This window comes from Kitasatospora sp. NPDC001225 (assembly GCF_053597855.1).
The window spans coordinates 1-16,059 of record NZ_JBSFJC010000032.1; the positions used below are offsets into that span (position 1 = coordinate 1).

A 16,059-nucleotide genomic window follows, 5' to 3' on the forward strand; every position below is an offset into this window, starting at 1 on the left:
GGCGGCGTTGGGGTGCGTGCATCGCAAGGCGGAGGAGGGAGCCACTGCGGAGCATTGGCGACCGACGACAACGCGGCGAGGTGCGTGCCCCGGCGTCGCCCCGCAGACGCGAGTTTGACGACCGGCCCTAGGCCTATCCTGGGCGGCACCCACGAGCCTCCAGGAGCCCGATCCGTGCGCATCGACCTGCACGCCCACAGCAACGCCTCCGACGGCACCGACAGCCCGGCCGAGCTGGTCGCGGCGGCCGTCGCCGCGGGCCTCGACGTGGTGGCGCTGACCGACCACGACACCGTGGCCGGCCACGCCGAGGCCGCCGGGGCGGTGCGCGCACTGCCCGCGGGCAGCCGGCTGACCGTCGTCCCGGGCGCCGAGCTGTCCTGCGCCGTGGACGGGATCAGCCTGCACCTGCTGGCGTACCTGTTCGACCCCGAGGAGCCGGAGTTCGCGCGCGAGCGGGACCTGGTGCGCACCGACCGGTTCCGGCGCGGGCGGGCGATCGTGGAGCGCTGCCGGGAGCTCGGCGCGGAGATCAGCTGGGAGCAGGTGCGGCGGATCGCCGGGGCCGGCTCGGTCGGCCGGCCGCACATCGCCAGCGCGCTGGTCGAGGCCGGCGTGGTCGCCACCGTCTCGGACGCCTTCACCGCCGACTGGCTGGCCAACGGCGGGCGGGCGGACGTCCGCAAGCACGAGACCGACCCGGTCACGGCGGTCCGGCTGGTCCGGGCGGCCGGCGGGGTGCCGGTGTTCGCCCACCCCGGCGCGGTCAAGCGCGGCCGGACGGTCTCCGACCAGGTGATCGCCGACCTCGCGGCGGCCGGACTGGCCGGGCTGGAGGTCGACCACACCGACCACGACGAGGAGACCAGGGAGCGGCTGCGCGGCCTGGCCGGCGAGCTCGGCCTGCTGGTCACCGGCTCCAGCGACTACCACGGCACCCGCAAGACCGTACGGCTCGGCGAGCACACCACCGACCCGGAGGTGTACGGGGCGCTGCTGGCGCAGGCGACCGGCGCGAAGCCGATCGAGCGCTGAGCGGACGCGAACGAACGCGAACGCCGGGCCAAGGGGATGATGAGTCCCTTGGCCCGGCGTTCGGAGTTCGGAGTACGGCCGGGCGGCGGTCAGTCCAGCCGGACGCCGCGTCGGCCCGGGTCGCGCAGGTCGGCGCCCTGGTCGAGCCAGCGCTCCTGGAGCGCGGCCGCGCCGTGCACCCGCTTCCAGCCCGCCTCGTTGGGCGTCATCGGCAGCAGCGGCAGGAAGCGGACCGGGTCGGCCGGCTCGGCCAGCTCCAGGTCCTCGACCAGGCCGCCCGGTTCGGCCGCGAGCACCGAGGTGAAGGGCGCGCCGTCCCAGAGCGGCGAGCCGAGGTCCAGCGAGCCGCCCGGGGCCACCACCAGGCCCTCGACCTGCGGGGTGGCGGCGAAGGTGGCCAGGGTGCGCAGCACGCTGTCGCGCCCGCCCCGGACCGTCAGCACCAGTTCGACGCGCGGGCCGCGCACCTGGTCGGCGACCGGCGCGGTCGGGTCGGCCATCGGTGCGGCGGACATGCCGAGCGTCGCGTACCGCACCAGGCCCTCGGCGTCCGGGCCGAAGCGCAGCACCTCGATCCGGTCGGCGCCGAGGAAGGTGACCGCGGCGCGGCCGCCCGGTTCGCCGAAGGTGGAGATCAGCCGGGCCTCGACGGCGGCCAGCACCGCCTCCCGGGTGAGCTCCGGGGAGCTGCCGCCGTGGGGGTCGCCGAAGAGCGGGAAGTCGTGCGCCATGCCGGTGAGCGTAACCCCCGGGGGTTCGCGGGCCGCGTGCGGGCGGGCCGGAGGCGGTGCGACGGCGGTGCGGCGGTGCGCCGTGGCGGGGCAACGGCCGGGCGGGGCAAGGATCCCGTAAAGCCTTCGGAAACCTCCGGGAACCCCTCGGCCTCGACGCCCGGTCAGATGTTAGGGTGAGCGACTGGCCACCGGGATCGTTCGTCCCGGGGCGGCGGCGCGAAGGAGGTGGTTGCGGTGGATACCGGCCGACCATGCAGTACCGGCAGCTCTGCCCGGCCCCGACTTCCCCGTACCCCGCGCCCCGCAGGCCCAACCGGCTGAATCAGCCGCGGTAGCCCCGGGCACAGGCCCCACGGCGGACGGACCGGCCGGGAGAGCACTTTCATCCCCCGTTTCACCGGTGTTCTCCGCCGTCGTACCGCGGCCGAACGTTTTTCCTTCCGCGCGGCCGCGCGACGGTTCCTGCCTCTGGGAGCCTGCCATGTCGATGATCAACAGCCTGCGCGCCGCCGTCCGCACCAACCGCCGCCGGGGCGCGGCCGGCGTCTACGCCGTCCTGCCCGAGGACGCCGGTTCGGCGGTCGTGGACTGCGCGGTCTACCAGCACGGCAAGCGCAGGGGCGAGACGTGCAGCCCGCGCGAGGCCGCCCACCGGGTCAAGGCCGCCCACCAACTCCCCGAGGGCGAGGGCTCGTTCAGCTGGATCGGGCTGCACGAGCCGACCGAGGCCGAGTTCGAGGGGATCGCCCAGCGCTTCGGCCTGCACCCGCTCGCGGTCGAGGACGCGGTGCACGCGCACCAGCGGCCCAAGGTCGAGCGCTACGACGACGTGCTGTTCGCCGTCTTCAAGACCATCCGCTACGTCGAGCACGACCAGCTCACGCCCACCAGCGAGGTGGTGGAGACCGGCGAGCTGATGGTCTTCGCCGGCCGGGACTTCGTGATCACCGTCCGGCACGGCGGCCACGGCTCGTTGCAGGAGCTGCGCCACCGGCTGGAGGCCGACGCGGACGAGGCCGGGCTGCTCTCCAAGGGCCCGGCGGCGGTGCTGCACGCGATCGCCGACCACGTCGTGGACAACTACCTGCTGGTCGCCGAGCGGCTCCAGAACGACGTGGACGAGATCGAGTACGGCGTCTTCTCGGCCAAGGGCGGGCGCAGCGCCGACGTCGGCCGGGTCTACCAACTCAAGCGCGAGGTCCTGGAGTTCAAGCGTGCCGTGGCGCCGCTGCTGCGCCCGATGCAGCAGCTGTCCGAGCCGCTCCAGCGGCTGGTCGACCCGGACATCCAGAAGTACTTCCGGGACGTCGCCGACCACCTGGCCCGGGTCGCCGAGCAGGTGCACGGCTTCGACGAGCTGCTGAACTCGCTGCTCCAGGCGAACCTGGCGCAGGTCTCGGTGGCGCAGAACGAGGACATGCGCAAGATCACCGCCTGGGCGGCGATCTTCGCGGTGCCCACCATGATCACCGGTGTCTACGGCATGAACTTCGAGTACATGCCGGAGCTGCACCACAAGTACGGCTACCCGACGGTGCTCGGCGCGATCGTGCTGATCTGCTTCGGGATGTACCGGGGCTTCCGCCGCAACGGCTGGCTCTGACCGCGCCGGCGTCGGCACCCGGGCCCCGCTGAGGGCGGCACCCCGGCCGGAGCCTGCGGTCAGCGCCGCCCGCCGCGGGCGACCAGGACCAGCCCGAGCAGGATCAGCACCACCGCCGGGTAGGCGGCCGCCGGCGGCCACTGGCCCAGCCAGAGGGCGGCGATCAGCGCCGCGCCCGGCGTCTCCATCAGGATCGCGGTCGAGGTGACGGACGGCCCGAGGCTGCGCACCACGCGGTTGCTCAGCGAGTGGCCGAGCAGCTGGGCGGCGACCATCAGCAGCACGATCTGCCACCACACCCCGGCCGGCCACCCGGCCAGCGGCGTGCCGGCGACCAGGCAGATCCCCAGCAGCACCACGGCCGTGGTGGCGTAGCAGACCAGCGTGTACGCGGTGGTGCTGACGGTCTTGCGGACCTCGGCGCCCAGCAGCATGTACCCGGCCGCGGCCAGGCCGGCGGCGAGCGCGAGCGCGTCGCCCACCAGCGCGCGCGGGGAGAGCGAGAGGTCGACGCCGGTCAGCACCAGCACCCCGGCGAAGGCGACGACCGTGCCGAGCCAGACCAGTCGCGGCGCCCGGACGCCCATCAGCCGCATCAGCAGGATGGTCCACAGCGGGGTGGTGGTGACCAGGGCGGTGGCCGAGGCCACCGAGGTCATCCGCAGGCTGGGCATCCAGAGCGCGAAGTGCACGGCGAGCAGCGCCCCGGCGGCCACCGCGAGCAGCAGCGCCCGCCGGCCGATCCCGCGCAGTTCGGCGCGGTGGCGCAGCAGCGCGTACGGGCCGAGGACGCCGACCGACATGACGTTGCGCCAGAGGGCGATCGCCAGCGCGGGCGCGGCGGTGGCGCTGATCAGCGGGCCGGACAGCGAGATGCCGCCGATCGAGACGGCGAGCAGCAGCAGGTCGAGGGTGGGCAGCGGGTGCGCCGGCCCCGGGTCGGCGGTCGCGGGGGCGGCGGAGGGGGCGGTCGCGGGCCGGGCGGCGGGCACGGCGCTCCTTGCTGGTCGCGGGGGTGGGGCGGTCATACGGTAAGGCCCGTGGCGGCGCAATGGAACTGTCGCCCGGAGGCTGAGACGCCCGGTGGACGCCGAAAGCCGTACGCTGTCCGCCATGGACCGTACGCCCGCCGCCGCGACCGCCGACGACTTCCTCGACCGGGCCCTGCTGGAGGAGGCCGCGAAGAAGTCCGGCCTGCTCTGGGTGCGCGCGGACGGGCAGGAGCAGGCCCGGCCGCTGTGGCACGCCTGGCACGACGGCGCGGTCGTGGTGGTCGGCGGGGGCGCCGAGCAGCCGCTGCACGGCCTGGAGCCCGGCGCCGGGGCCGTGGTCACCGTCCGCAGCAAGGACAAGGGCGGCCGGCTGACCGGCTGGAGCGCCCGGGTGGTCGAACCCGCCCCGGGCAGCGAGGCCTGGCTGGGCGCCGTCGAGGAGCTCAAGGGCAAGCGGCTGAACGCGCCCGACACCGACGCCATCACCGAGCGCTGGGCCCGCGAGTGCCGGGTGCTGCGGCTGGAGCCGACCGGCCCGCTCACCGAGCACCCCGGGGCGATGCCGGACGGCTCGCACGCCGCCCAGCCGATGCCCACCCCGGCCACCACCCGGCTGCCGATCCCGGCCGGCCTGCCCAAACTGCTGTTCAAGCGCCGTTAAAGGTTCATGCCCAGGACGCGTCCGGCGGCTACCGTGCCTCCCGGCCGGGCCCGGAACACGCGGGTAGCCTTGGCCGCGAGTGCGCCCCCGGCGCACCCGGTACGGCGTCGAGCGAGTCGAGGGAGTCCATGGCAGGGCCAGGCACCCGGGTCTTCATCTCCCATCTGTCCGCCATCGCGGTGTTCGACCCGAACGGCGACCAGGTCGGGCGGGTCCGGGACGTGGTCGTGTCGCTGCGGCTCGGCGGCCGCCCGCCGCGCGTGCTCGGCCTGGTGGTCGAGGTGGTCGGCCGGCGCCGGATCTTCCTGCCGATGACCCGGGTGACCAGCCTGGAGTCCGGCCAGGTGCTCACCACCGGCGTGATCAACCTGCGCCGCTTCGAGCAGCGCCCGTCCGAGACCCTGGTGCTCGCCGAGCTGCTGGACCGCACCGTCACCTGGTCCAAGACCGCCGAGGACGTCACCGTGCTGGACGTCGGCATGGTGCAGACCCGGCTGCGCGAGTGGGAGATCAGCAAGGTCTTCGTCCAGGTCGGCCGGGCCGGCCGGCTGCGCAAGGGCAAGGGCGAGCGGCTCACCCTGGACTGGCAGGACGTCACCGGCTTCTCGCTGCCCGAGCAGGACCAGGGCGCGGCCAACCTGCTCGCCACCTTCGAGCAGCTGCGCCCCGCCGACCTCGCCAGCGTGCTGCACCACCTGTCCGCCAAGCGCCGGGCCGAGGTCGCCGCCGCCCTCGACGACGAGCGGCTGGCCGACGTCCTGGAGGAGCTGCCCGAGGACGACCAGGTCGAGATCATCGGCAAGCTCCAGGAGGAGCGCGCCGCCGACGTCCTGGAGGCGATGGACCCGGACGACGCCGCCGACCTGCTCTCCGAGCTGCCCGGCGACGAGGCCGAGCGGCTGCTCCAGCTGATGGAGCCGGACGAGGCCGCGCCGGTGCGCCGCCTGCTGACGTACGAGGAGGACACCGCCGGCGGTCTGATGACCACCGAGCCGATCGTGCTGGAGCCGGACGCGACGGTCGCCGAGGCGCTGGCCCGGGTCCGGGTCAGCGACCACAAGCCCGCGCTGGCCGCGCAGGTCTTCGTCTGCCGCCCGCCGAACGAGACCCCGACCGGCCGCTACCTGGGCACCGTGCACTTCCAGCGGCTGCTGCGCGAGCCCCCGTACGTCCTGGTCGGCTCGCTGGTCGACGACGACCTGGACCCGCTGCCGCCGGACACCCCGCTGTCGCTGATCACCAGCTACCTGGCGACCTACAACCTGGTCGCCGCGCCGGTCGTCGACGACGCGGACCACCTGCTCGGCGCGGTGACCGTCGACGACGTGCTCGACCACCTGCTGCCGGACGACTGGCGCGACGCCGCGCTGCACGCCCACGACGAGGTCCGCGACGACGAGACGGAAGGGGTGACCGATGGACGGTGACCGCAGCGGACGGTCGGACGACTCCGCACGCCGGCGCCTCCAAGGCGAACTGCGCCAGCTGCGGCAGCTACGCGAGCTGCGCACCCGCGAGGGCGCCCGGGACCGGCGCGCGGAGACCGCGCCGATCACCGGCACCGGCCGCGCCCGGCTCGACCAGCCGCGCACCGCCCGGCCCGGCCTGCTCACGCTGCCCTCCTACGACCCGGAGGCCTTCGGCGTCCTGTCCGAGCGGATCGCCCGCTTCCTCGGCACCGGGCGGTTCATCGTCTGGATGACGGTGGTGGTCGTCGTCTGGATAGCGTGGAACACGCTGCTGCCGATGTCCGTGCGCTTCGACGAGTACCCGTTCATCTTCCTGACCCTGGCGCTGTCCCTGCAGGCCTCGTACGCGGCCCCGCTGATCCTGCTGGCGCAGAACCGGCAGGACAACCGGGACCGCGTCAACATGGAGCAGGACCGCGCCCGCAGCGACCGCAACATCGCCGACACCGAGTACCTGACCCGCGAGGTCGCGGCCCTTCGGCACGGGCTCGGCGAGGTCGCCACCCGGGCCTTCATCACTTCTGAACTGGGCAGCATCCGGTCCGAACTCCAGTCCCTGCTCAAGGAGATCGACGAACGCCGGGAAGCCCCCGAGCCGCTGTGACCCGCGGCACGCTACCGACCGGTTAACGACTTCGCCGGGCGCCGTACCATCAAGGCATGGCCAACGAGACAGAGGTCGCGGCCGGCGTCACGGAGGAGTCCGTACGCCAGGCGCTGGCGACCGTCAACGACCCGGAGATCAACCGCCCGATCACCGAGATCGGCATGGTGAAATCGGTCGGGATCGCCGAGGGCGGCGTGGTGAGCGTCGCGGTCTACCTGACGGTCTCCGGCTGCCCGATGCGCGACACCATCGTCACCCGGGTGCGCGAGGCGGTCGGGAAGGTCCCCGGCGTGACCGGCGTCGAGGTCGAGCTCGACGTGATGAGCGACGAGCAGCGCAAGGAGCTGTCCCAGCTGCTGCGCGGCGGCGCCCCCGAGCGGGAGATCCCGTTCGCCAAGCCGGGCACGCTGACCCGGGTCTACGCCGTCGCCTCCGGCAAGGGCGGCGTCGGCAAGTCCTCGGTGACCGTCAACCTGGCGGCCGCGATGGCCGCCGACGGCCTGAAGGTCGCCGTGGTGGACGCCGACATCTACGGCCACAGCGTGCCGCGCATGCTGGGCGTCGAGGGCCGGCCGACCCAGGTCCAGGACATGATCATGCCGCCGCAGGCGAACGGCGTGAAGGTCATCTCGATCGGCATGTTCACCCCGGGCAACGCCCCGGTGGTCTGGCGCGGCCCGATGCTGCACCGCGCGCTCCAGCAGTTCCTCGCCGACGTGTACTGGGGCGACCTGGACGTGCTGCTGCTGGACCTGCCGCCCGGCACCGGCGACATCGCCATCTCGGTGGCCCAGCTGGTCCCCAACGCGGAGATCCTGATCGTCACCACCCCGCAGATGGCCGCCGCCGAGGTGGCCGAGCGGGCCGGCACCATCGCGGTGCAGACCCACCAGAAGATCGTCGGCGTGATCGAGAACATGTCCGGCATGCCGTGCCCGCACTGCGACGAGATGATCGACGTCTTCGGCACCGGCGGCGGCCAGACCGTCGCGGACGCGCTCACCCGCACCGTCGGCGCGACCGTCCCGGTGCTCGGCTCGATCCCGATCGACGTGCGGCTGCGCGAGGGCGGCGACGACGGCCGCCCGGTCGTGCTCGCCGCGCCCGACTCCCCGGCCGGCGTCGCCCTGCGCGCGGTGGCCGGCAAGCTCGGCGGCCGCCAGCGCGGGCTGTCCGGGATGTCGCTGGGCCTGACGCCCAGGAACAAGTTCTGAGACGGTGACGACGAAGGGCCGGGTGGGTCTGACCACCCGGCCCTTCGCCGTACCGCCGCGGGCCCTACGGCCGGGTGTAGGCGGTCAGGTCCGGGACGGTGGAGAAGCCGAGGCCGTACGCGCTGACGCCGCGGCCGTAGGCGCCGAGCAGGACGCCGGGGGCCTCGCCGGCCAGCACCCAGCCGTACTCGGACTCGCGGTAGCGGAAGGGCTGCGGCAGGCCGTTGACCGGCAGGCTGAGGGTGGACCAGCCCGGGCCGGCCAGGTCGTCGGCGAGGTCCCAGGCGAGGCTGCTCTGCTGGTCCAGCCAGTCCTGGCGCAGCGCCCGGTCCAGCTGCCCGGGCCAGGTGCCGGCGAGCAGGCCGGAGCCGGCCAGCCAGGCGGCGGAGGAGGCGGAGGTCGCCTCCAGGGTGCCGGTGTTGTCGGCGCTGCGGCGGCTGTCCCGGCGGGCCACGGTGACCACGACGGCGAACTTCCGCACGTCGCGCGGCTCGTACCGCTGGGCCGGCTCCTCGCCGTGGCCGAGCGAGCCGTAGTCGACGCTGCCCGCGGTGCGGGGGCCGGCGCCGGCCTGCACCAGGAAGCGACGGCCGGTCCAGCCCTCGTCCAGCCCGTACCAGGGGAAGTCTGCGGACAGGTAGGGCACCAGCGGGTCCGCCGGGCCCGCCTGTCCGCCGACCACCGGGCCGCCGGCCGTGGCCGTCGCCCCTCCCGCCTGACTCGTCGCGTCCATCCCCGGGCCTCCTCAAACACACGTTTGCCTGCCGTGGCGCGCTCCCATGGTGGCGTACCGCGGCGCTCCCCGGGGCCGTTACCGCTCCGCGACGGGGCGCGGTGTGACGGACGGCTCAGCGGGAGCAATCAGCACAATAGCGGCGCACACGCCACCGCCCCGCTCAGCCGGGTGGCCGGGCGGGGCGGTGGCGCGGCGCCGGGGCGCCGTACGCGGGGTCGGTCAGGTGGCGTCGGGGTCGAACGGGGGGCGCTCGCCGGGGGCCAGCGGGGCGCCGGCGGAGGCGGAGGCGGGGGCCGGCGCGGACTTCTCGAAGCTGACGCTGCCGCTGCGGCCGTTGACCGGGGCCGCGGGCTTGTCGTCCAGGACGGAGCGGATGTCCAGCGAGTCCTTCATCCCCTTGAGTCCCAGCGGGTCCTCCTCGCCGCCCATGAGCTGCTTGCGGACGAAGGTCTTGGGGTTCAGGTCCTCGAACTCGAAGTCCTGGAAATCGGGGCCCAGCTCGCTGCGGATGTCCTCCTTCGCGTTGTCGGCGAAGGAACGGATCTTCCGGACGACGTTCATGGTGTCCTGGATCAGCTTCGGCAGTTTGTCCGGACCGAAGATGATGATGGCCATCACGACGAGGGTCAGCACCTCCAGCCCGCTCACGTCGCTGAACACCTTTGGCTCCCTAGCTCGTCGGACGACGGTTCCTACAGGGTAATGGCCACCGGCGAGTCCCTGGTCCACGCTGGGATGAAGCCGTGGTAAAGACCTGCCGGTGGCCGAGGCCGTCCGGACGGGGGATCGAGCGCGCGTCCCGGGTCCGTCGAGGGTTGTTCTAGCGGGTCTGCTGGCGCTGTGCCACGGCGCCCCCGGGGTAGCGCTCCGGGGAGCCCGGCGGGGTCGCGTCGCGGGTCGCGGCGACCGGGCGGCCGGGGAAGTCCACCGGGACCTGGGCGTTCATCGGGACGAGGCCGCCGCCGCGTCCGGTGCCGGAGCCGGGCGGGCTGACGGTGGTGCCGTGGCGCTCCTCGCCCTGCGTGCTGAGCCCGCCGACACCGCCGAGCGTCACCGCGGCGACGGAGAAGGCGCCCGCGGCGGCGAACACCAGCCGGCGGCCCCGCGCGGGCGGGCGGACGACGGCCGCGGAGGACTGCGGACGGGCGGGGGCGGCGGTGGGCTCGGGGCGGGCGGAGCGCCGGCCCATCAGCGGCCGCAGCACCGCGCCGCGCCCGAAGGCGCGCGGGTCGACCCCGGGCAGCGGCGTGTCCGCGCCGAGCGCGCCGGCGCCGAAGGAGGCCCCGGCACCGCGGCCGAAGGAGCCGCCGTCGAGCCGGCTGCCGCCGAGCGTCCCGGCGGCGGCGACCCCGCCGCCGGGCAGGTCGTCGTCGTCATCGCGGCGGCCGCGGCCGGCCGGCCAGTCGCCGTCCGCCGGGGCGTCCTCGGGAAGGCCGCCGACGGCCATCAGGCGGGCCATCAGCGCGGAGGACGGGCCGGGCGTGCCGGTGCGGGTCAGCATGTGCTTGACGGCGCGGGCCTCGTCGACCTCGGCGAGGCAGTGCGGGCAGGTCGCCAGGTGGGCCTGGACGCGGTCGCGCGAGTCGTGGCCGAGCTCGCCGTCCAGGAAGGCGGAGAGGCGCTCGCCGAGGTGGTGGTCCTCGGCGGGTGCGGCGGGGCGGACGGGAAGCGCGTGCAGCGCCGTGTCCGCGGGCAGTGCCACCGCGGGCAGCACGGGCTCACCGGGTTCGTCGCCTCCGCGACGGCCCGGCAGGGCCCAGCCCCGTCGGTTCGGGGACCGGTCGGAGGCGTCCGACCGACCCGAACCGGACCGGCTGGTTCCGCTCACGACCGCCTCCGTCCGCGCCCACCGGGCGCGACCGCGGCCTCGACCGCGCCGACGCCGACCGGCACCGGCTCCTCCGAGCCGCCGCGGCGCTCCCGGCCGGGGGCCGAGCCGGGGGCGCGGTGCTTGAGCGCGGCGCGCAGGTGCGAGCGGCCGCGGTGGATGCGGCTGCGGACGGTGCCGAGCTTGACGCCCAGCGTGGCGGCGATCTCCTCGTAGGACAGGCCCTCGATGTCGCAGAGCACCACCGCGGCGCGGAACTCCGGCGCCAGGGTGTCCAGCGCCTGCTGCACGTCGGCGTCGAAGTGGGTGTCGCTGAAGTGCTGGGCCGGGCTCGGCTCGCGGGAGGCGAGCCGCTCGGCCGCGTCCTCGCCGAGCGCGTCGAAGCGGATGCGCTGGCGGCGGCGGACCATGTCCAGGAAGAGGTTGGTGGTGATCCGGTGCAGCCAGCCCTCGAACGTGCCGGGGGTGTACGTGGACAGCGAACGGAACACCCGGACGAAGACCTCCTGGGTGAGGTCCTCGGCGTCGTGCTGGTTGCCCGTCAGGCGGTAGGCGAGCCGGTAGACGCGGGCGCTGTGCGCCTCGACGATCTCCTCCCAGCTGGGCGGAGTCCAGGTCTGCGCGTCGGGACCCTCGGTGAAGGTCGCGAGGGCGGGGGCCTCGGTGGCGCCGCCGGCCGGCGTCGCGGCCACGGGCTGGTCCAGGTCGGAGTGCGCAGGCTGGTTCATCACGGGCTTCGGCGTACGGGCTGACGCGGTGCCGCGGGAGTGCCGCCGCACAGGGACGTCGCCCTCGGCCACACCTCCTCGGTCGGCTCTTCTGCCCAGCAGGGCCACCACCATATCCACCTCACCCGTCAAGCCCGGATAAAAGTGCCCGGGAGGTCTTCCGCACCCGGTCCGTCCTGACAACGGCCCGCCGCCGTACGCGGTTCCCGGTCGGCCAGTAATCTGTGCCAGGAAATATCGACATCCTTCGGCACCGGGCCTCGCCCGGGGCTCCGAAAGAGGCAGCCATCAGCGAGTTCGGGCCCGCGCACGCGGCCCTCGCCGACACCTACGTGAGCGAGGACGCCGTGCTGACCTACGCCCGGGCGCAGTCCGCGCGGACCGGGATACGGGCGATCGGACCGAGCGGCGGGGCCTGCCTGCGGCTGCTGGCCGCCGCACTGGACGCCAAGGCGGTGGCCGAGATCGGCACCGGCACCGGGGTGTCCGGGGTCTACCTGCTGCGCGGAATGCGGCCGGACGGCGTGCTCACCACGGTCGACTCCGAGCCGGTGCGCCAGCAGCTGGCCCGCGAGGCGTACCAGGCGGCCGGGTTCGCGGCCAACCGCTCCCGGTTCATACCGGGCCGGGCGCTGGAGGTGCTGCCCCGGCTCGCCGACGGCCAGTACGACCTGGTGTTCTGCGACGGCGACCCGGTCGAGTCCTGCGAGTACCTGCGGGAGGCGCTGCGGCTGCTGCGGCCGGGCGGGATGGTCTGCTTCGAGGGCGTCTTCCAGGAGGGCCGGCTGGCCGAGCCGGAGCTCCAGGACCCGCAGACCGGCGCGGTCCGGGACCTGGTCCGGGACGTGCGGGAGAGCGAGGCCCTGCTGCCGGCGCTGCTGCCGGTGTCGGACGGGCTGCTCTGCGCCGTCAAGCGCTGAACATCAAGCGCTGAGCGTCGGGCGCCGAGCCCGGCGCCCCTTCGGGCCCGGGAAAACGTGCGGACCCGGGCCGACATGACGTCGAACCCGGGCCCGGCAGCACATCTCCAGGAGATGGCGAGCACCTGCTGCGGTCAGCCGCAGGCCTTCTTCAGGGCCTCGCCGAGGGCCTGGGCCTCGTCCGGCGTGAGCTCCACCACAAGGCGTCCGCCGCCTTCGAGCGGAACGCGCATGATGATGCCCCGTCCCTCTTTGGTGACTTCGAGCGGGCCGTCACCCGTCCGCGGCTTCATGGCCGCCATGCTCGTTCCCCTTCCTGCAACCGCTCAGCTACGCACCGGCAGTCCGTCCACCGCCGGTATCGAACGCATTGATCGGAAGCCATTATCCCGCATGCCACGGGCTGATGACCAACATCACTCTCGGTGCAACCACGACCGGACCGCCCCCAACCGCCGCAAACCACGTCATAAGCCCCGGCGTGGCGGTGGTGCGGACACCGCCCGAAGGTGCGATACCTCACACTCCCCAGGCCCCCGCGTGCTCCGGCATCCTGACACACACGACCGACAACGCCTCGATCCCGGGAGCCCTCACCCATGTCCGATTCCGTGCTGTACGAGCTGGACGGCGGCCTGGCCGTCATCACCATCAACCGCCCGGAGGCGATGAACGCGCTCGACGTCGCCACCAAGGTCGCGCTGCGCGACGCCGTGACCGCCGCGGCCGCGGACCCGGCGGTGCGGGCCGTCCTGCTCACCGGAGCGGGCGAGCGGGCGTTCTGCGTCGGACAGGACCTGAACGAGCACCTGGCCATGCTGAAGCGGGCCGAGGAGACCGGCGAGGGCGCGCTGCGGACCGTCGGCGAGCACTACAACCCGCTGGTGCGGGCGCTGGCCGGGATGCGCAAGCCGACCGTCGCCGCGGTCGGCGGGGTGGCGGCCGGGGCCGGCGCCTCGCTCGCCTTCGCCTGCGACTTCCGCGTCCTGTCCGACCGGGCCGGCTTCAACACCGCCTTCGCCGGGATCGGGCTGACGGCCGACTCGGGCGCCTCCTGGACGCTGCCCCGGCTGGTCGGGCACGCCAGGGCCACCGAGCTGCTGATGCTGCCCCGCACGGTCAAGGCCGCCGAGGCCGCCGAGTTGGGCCTGGCCACCAGGGTGGTGCCGGCCGGGGAACTCGCCGCCACCGCACGGGCCTTCGCCCGCGAGCTGGCCGAGGGCCCGACCGTCGCCTACGGCGCCATCAAGGAGTCGCTGGCCTACGGCGCCTCCCACTCGCTGGACGAACTCCTCGACAAGGAGGACGAGTTGCAGACGCTGGCCGGCGACAGCGAGGACCACCGGATCGCGGTGCGCGCCTTCATCGCCAAGGAGAAGCCGACGTACCTGGGCCGCTAGGGCCGGTGTCCGGGTCCGGGCCGGCCGGCCCGGACCCGCCGGTCAGCCCTTGACGCCGGTGCGGACGTGGCAGTCCGCCAGGTGGTCGTCGACCAGCCCGCAGGCCTGCATCAGGGCGTACGCGGTGGTCGGGCCGACGAAGCGGAAGCCCGCCTTCTTCAGCGCCTTCGCCAGTGCCGTCGACTCCGGCGTGACGGCCGGCACCTCGCCCATCGTGCGGGGGGCCGGCCGGCCCGGTTCGGCGGCGAACTGCCAGATCAGCGCGTCCAGGCCGCCCGCCAGGTCGCGGGCGACCCGCGCGTTGGCGATCGCCGCCTCGATCTTGGCCCGGTTGCGGATGATGCCGGCGTCGGCGAGCAGGCGCTCCTTGTCCGCCTCGCCGAACTCGGCGACCTCGGCGATCCGGAAGCCCGCGAACGCGGCCCGGAAGCCCTCGCGGCGGCGCAGGATGGTCAGCCAGGACAGGCCGGACTGGAAGGCCTCCAGGCAGACCCGCTCGAACAGCGCGTCGTCGCCGTGCACCGGGCGGCCCCACTCGGTGTCGTGGTAGACCCGGTAGTCGTCGGTGGAGTCGCCCCAACCGCAGCGGCGCAGGCCGTCCGCGCCGAGCACCGCGCCCCCGGCCGGGTCGGTCACTTCTCCGTCCCCGGCTTCGCGTCCTCGGGGGCGTGCTCCCCGGCCGGCTGCTTGGCGAGCACCACGGCCGGCTCGACCACCTGGGCGAACTGCTCCAGGCCGGGCAGCGGTTCGGCCGCCGGGTCGGGGGCGCTGGTCGCCTCGACGGCGCCGCGCAGGTGGGCGGCGGCCTCCAGCTCGGCGATCCGCGCGTCGCGGTAGGCGAGTTCGGCGCCGAGGCGGTCCAGGACGTCGTCCACCTCGTCCATCCGGTAGCCGCGCAGCGCCATCGGCAGGCGCAGCTCGTCCACGTCCGCCCGGCCCAGCGGGCGGTCCTGCGGCAGCCGCGCGGAGATCCGGTCCGGTGCCGCCTCCGGCATCGAGCCGCCCCCGCCGAGCGCCACCAGGGCGGCACCGCCGACCACCACGGCCATGGCGACCACGATCACCCAGAACACGAGCTGTCCTCCCGAACTCCCGGCCGGTCCGCTATGTGGTGGCAGGCAACCACACTGATCATGACAGCATGGTCCCTTAGTGAGGCCGGGGGCCATCATCGCACCCGCAGGAGCTCTGGAGGAGACATCGGTGGCACTGCGCCTGGGACCGCGGGAATTCGGTGACGACGAGCTGGTGATCATGGCGATCGTCAACCGGACGCCGGACTCGTTCTTCGACAAGGGCGCGACCTTCGCCGACGAGGCCGCCTTCGCCGCCGCGGACCGCGCGATGGCCGAGGGCGCGGCGATCCTGGACATCGGCGGGGTGAAGGCCGGGCCGGGCGACGAGGTCACGGTCGAGGAGGAGCTGCGGCGCACCGTGCCCTTCGTGGCCGAGCTGCGCAAGCGCCACCCCGAGGCGGTGATCAGCGTGGACACCTGGCGGCACGAGGTCGGCGAGGCGGTCTGCGAGGTGGGCGCGGACCTGCTGAACGACGCCTGGGGCGGCGTGGACCCGAGGCTCGCCGAGGTGGCCGCCCGGTACGACGCCGGGCTGGTCTGCACCCACGCGGGCGGCGCCGAGCCCCGTACCCGGCCGCACCGGGTCGGGTACGAGGACGTGATGGCGGACATCCTGCGGGTGACCGTGGGGCTCGCCGAGCGCGCGGTGGAGCTGGGCGTGCGGCGGGACGCGGTGGTCATCGACCCGGGGCACGACTTCGGCAAGAACACCCGGCACTCGCTGGAGGCCACCCGGCGGCTGCCGGAGATGACCGCGACCGGCTTCCCGGTGCTGGTCTCGCTCTCCAACAAGGACTTCGTCGGCGAGACCCTGGACCGGCCGGTGAACGAGCGGCTGCTCGGCACCCTGGCCACCACCGCCGTCTCGGCCTGGCTGGGCGCGCGGGTCTACCGGGTGCACCAGGTCGCGGAGACCCGCCAGGTGCTGGACATGGTCGCCTCGATCCGGGGCACCCGCCCCCCGGCGGTCGCCCGCCGGGGGCTGGCGTGAACCCTCCTGTCGGCGCTCGGCTCGCCTCCGGGGCGCTCGGACCCGGTGCCGACGTTCGTCGCTCC

18 protein-coding genes are annotated in these 16,059 nt (G+C 74.3%); 9 read left to right on the top strand and 9 right to left on the bottom strand.

Annotated features, from left to right (window positions below; all coding sequences use genetic code 11):
* Positions 1-174 precede the first annotated feature (174 nt).
* Positions 175-1,035 (top strand): PHP domain-containing protein, encoded by an 861-nt coding sequence (locus ACWDCZ_RS13760; protein ID WP_375874132.1) that lies wholly within the window; start codon positions 175-177, stop codon positions 1,033-1,035.
* Between the two features lie 89 nt (positions 1,036-1,124).
* Here ACWDCZ_RS13760 and ACWDCZ_RS13765 read toward each other — a convergent pair whose 3' ends face one another.
* Positions 1,125-1,766 carry a suppressor of fused domain protein gene (locus tag ACWDCZ_RS13765; RefSeq protein ID WP_079271871.1) on the bottom strand — a complete coding sequence of 214 codons (642 nt, stop codon included), beginning with the start codon at positions 1,764-1,766 and terminating at the stop codon, positions 1,125-1,127.
* Between the two features lie 484 nt (positions 1,767-2,250).
* Here ACWDCZ_RS13765 and corA point away from each other — a divergent pair, with 484 nt between their 5' ends.
* Positions 2,251-3,372: a magnesium/cobalt transporter CorA gene (gene corA / locus ACWDCZ_RS13770; RefSeq protein WP_049654109.1), complete on the top strand. Its 1,122-nt coding sequence runs from the start codon at positions 2,251-2,253 to the stop codon at positions 3,370-3,372.
* A 59-nt stretch (positions 3,373-3,431) separates the two neighbouring features.
* Here corA and ACWDCZ_RS13775 read toward each other — a convergent pair whose 3' ends face one another.
* Positions 3,432-4,400 carry a DMT family transporter gene (locus ACWDCZ_RS13775; RefSeq protein WP_449816033.1) on the bottom strand — a complete coding sequence of 323 codons (969 nt, stop codon included), beginning with the start codon at positions 4,398-4,400 and terminating at the stop codon, positions 3,432-3,434.
* A gap of 85 nt (positions 4,401-4,485) precedes the next feature.
* Here ACWDCZ_RS13775 and ACWDCZ_RS13780 point away from each other — a divergent pair, with 85 nt between their 5' ends.
* The 4 genes from ACWDCZ_RS13780 to ACWDCZ_RS13795 all read left to right on the top strand — a co-directional run bounded on the left by ACWDCZ_RS13780 (position 4,486) and on the right by ACWDCZ_RS13795 (position 8,315).
* Positions 4,486-5,025 (top strand): hypothetical protein, encoded by a 540-nt coding sequence (locus tag ACWDCZ_RS13780; RefSeq protein ID WP_049654123.1) that lies wholly within the window; start codon positions 4,486-4,488, stop codon positions 5,023-5,025.
* A 128-nt stretch (positions 5,026-5,153) separates the two neighbouring features.
* Positions 5,154-6,452, top strand: a complete 1,299-nt coding sequence (locus tag ACWDCZ_RS13785; protein WP_049654112.1) for a magnesium transporter MgtE N-terminal domain-containing protein — start codon at positions 5,154-5,156, stop codon at positions 6,450-6,452.
* Positions 6,442-7,098 carry a DUF1003 domain-containing protein gene (locus ACWDCZ_RS13790; RefSeq protein ID WP_079271870.1) on the top strand — a complete coding sequence of 219 codons (657 nt, stop codon included), beginning with the start codon at positions 6,442-6,444 and terminating at the stop codon, positions 7,096-7,098. The genes ACWDCZ_RS13785 and ACWDCZ_RS13790 overlap by 11 nt, the downstream gene beginning before the upstream one ends.
* A gap of 56 nt (positions 7,099-7,154) precedes the next feature.
* Positions 7,155-8,315: an Mrp/NBP35 family ATP-binding protein gene (locus ACWDCZ_RS13795; protein WP_049654113.1), complete on the top strand. Its 1,161-nt coding sequence runs from the start codon at positions 7,155-7,157 to the stop codon at positions 8,313-8,315.
* 64 nt (positions 8,316-8,379) lie between these two features.
* Here ACWDCZ_RS13795 and ACWDCZ_RS13800 read toward each other — a convergent pair whose 3' ends face one another.
* The 4 genes from ACWDCZ_RS13800 to sigE form a co-directional block, all read right to left on the bottom strand.
* Complete coding sequence (locus tag ACWDCZ_RS13800) at positions 8,380-9,048, bottom strand: hypothetical protein (protein WP_049654115.1); 669 nt, start codon at positions 9,046-9,048, stop codon at positions 8,380-8,382.
* A 222-nt stretch (positions 9,049-9,270) separates the two neighbouring features.
* Complete coding sequence (locus ACWDCZ_RS13805) at positions 9,271-9,711, bottom strand: sec-independent translocase (protein WP_074001378.1); 441 nt, start codon at positions 9,709-9,711, stop codon at positions 9,271-9,273.
* Positions 9,712-9,871: 160 nt separating this feature from the next.
* Entirely contained in the window at positions 9,872-10,753 is an 882-nt protein-coding gene (locus ACWDCZ_RS13810) for a zf-HC2 domain-containing protein (RefSeq protein WP_375874135.1), read from the bottom strand.
* Positions 10,754-10,875: 122 nt separating this feature from the next.
* Complete coding sequence (sigE, locus tag ACWDCZ_RS13815) at positions 10,876-11,607, bottom strand: RNA polymerase sigma factor SigE (RefSeq protein ID WP_049655634.1); 732 nt, start codon at positions 11,605-11,607, stop codon at positions 10,876-10,878.
* Positions 11,608-11,894: 287 nt separating this feature from the next.
* Here sigE and ACWDCZ_RS13820 point away from each other — a divergent pair, with 287 nt between their 5' ends.
* Entirely contained in the window at positions 11,895-12,527 is a 633-nt protein-coding gene (locus ACWDCZ_RS13820; protein ID WP_049655642.1) for an O-methyltransferase, read from the top strand.
* Between the two features lie 134 nt (positions 12,528-12,661).
* On the opposite strand, the gene ACWDCZ_RS13825 is transcribed toward ACWDCZ_RS13820, so the two are convergent.
* Positions 12,662-12,829: a DUF3117 domain-containing protein gene (locus ACWDCZ_RS13825; protein WP_074001376.1), complete on the bottom strand. Its 168-nt coding sequence runs from the start codon at positions 12,827-12,829 to the stop codon at positions 12,662-12,664.
* 297 nt (positions 12,830-13,126) lie between these two features.
* Here ACWDCZ_RS13825 and ACWDCZ_RS13830 point away from each other — a divergent pair, with 297 nt between their 5' ends.
* Positions 13,127-13,927 (top strand): enoyl-CoA hydratase-related protein, encoded by an 801-nt coding sequence (locus ACWDCZ_RS13830; RefSeq protein WP_074001375.1) that lies wholly within the window; start codon positions 13,127-13,129, stop codon positions 13,925-13,927.
* A 42-nt stretch (positions 13,928-13,969) separates the two neighbouring features.
* Here the strand turns inward: ACWDCZ_RS13830 and ACWDCZ_RS13835 are convergent, their stop codons facing one another.
* Positions 13,970-14,563 carry a DNA-3-methyladenine glycosylase I gene (locus ACWDCZ_RS13835; RefSeq protein WP_449816034.1) on the bottom strand — a complete coding sequence of 198 codons (594 nt, stop codon included), beginning with the start codon at positions 14,561-14,563 and terminating at the stop codon, positions 13,970-13,972.
* On the bottom strand, positions 14,560-15,000 hold the full coding sequence (locus tag ACWDCZ_RS13840; RefSeq protein ID WP_063780265.1) for a DivIVA domain-containing protein: 441 nt from the start codon (positions 14,998-15,000) through the stop codon (positions 14,560-14,562). The genes ACWDCZ_RS13835 and ACWDCZ_RS13840 overlap by 4 nt, the downstream gene beginning before the upstream one ends.
* A gap of 181 nt (positions 15,001-15,181) precedes the next feature.
* Here ACWDCZ_RS13840 and folP point away from each other — a divergent pair, with 181 nt between their 5' ends.
* Entirely contained in the window at positions 15,182-15,994 is an 813-nt protein-coding gene (gene folP, locus ACWDCZ_RS13845) for a dihydropteroate synthase (protein WP_074001558.1), read from the top strand.
* The last annotated feature ends 65 nt before the right edge of the window (positions 15,995-16,059 follow it).

Coding starts and splice junctions, on each gene's coding strand:
- corA (WP_049654109.1), top strand. CDS start 2,251: ATGTCGATGATCAACAGCCTGCGCGCCGCCGTCCGCACCAACCGCCGC.
- ACWDCZ_RS13780 (WP_049654123.1), top strand. CDS start 4,486: ATGGACCGTACGCCCGCCGCCGCGACCGCCGACGACTTCCTCGACCGG.
- ACWDCZ_RS13785 (WP_049654112.1), top strand. CDS start 5,154: ATGGCAGGGCCAGGCACCCGGGTCTTCATCTCCCATCTGTCCGCCATC.
- folP (WP_074001558.1), top strand. CDS start 15,182: ATGGCGATCGTCAACCGGACGCCGGACTCGTTCTTCGACAAGGGCGCG.
- sigE (WP_049655634.1), bottom strand. CDS start 11,607: ATGAACCAGCCTGCGCACTCCGACCTGGACCAGCCCGTGGCCGCGACG.
- ACWDCZ_RS13800 (WP_049654115.1), bottom strand. CDS start 9,048: ATGGACGCGACGAGTCAGGCGGGAGGGGCGACGGCCACGGCCGGCGGC.
- ACWDCZ_RS13790 (WP_079271870.1), top strand. CDS start 6,442: ATGGACGGTGACCGCAGCGGACGGTCGGACGACTCCGCACGCCGGCGC.
- ACWDCZ_RS13795 (WP_049654113.1), top strand. CDS start 7,155: ATGGCCAACGAGACAGAGGTCGCGGCCGGCGTCACGGAGGAGTCCGTA.
- ACWDCZ_RS13775 (WP_449816033.1), bottom strand. CDS start 4,400: ATGACCGCCCCACCCCCGCGACCAGCAAGGAGCGCCGTGCCCGCCGCC.
- ACWDCZ_RS13765 (WP_079271871.1), bottom strand. CDS start 1,766: ATGGCGCACGACTTCCCGCTCTTCGGCGACCCCCACGGCGGCAGCTCC.
- ACWDCZ_RS13825 (WP_074001376.1), bottom strand. CDS start 12,829: ATGGCGGCCATGAAGCCGCGGACGGGTGACGGCCCGCTCGAAGTCACC.
- ACWDCZ_RS13830 (WP_074001375.1), top strand. CDS start 13,127: ATGTCCGATTCCGTGCTGTACGAGCTGGACGGCGGCCTGGCCGTCATC.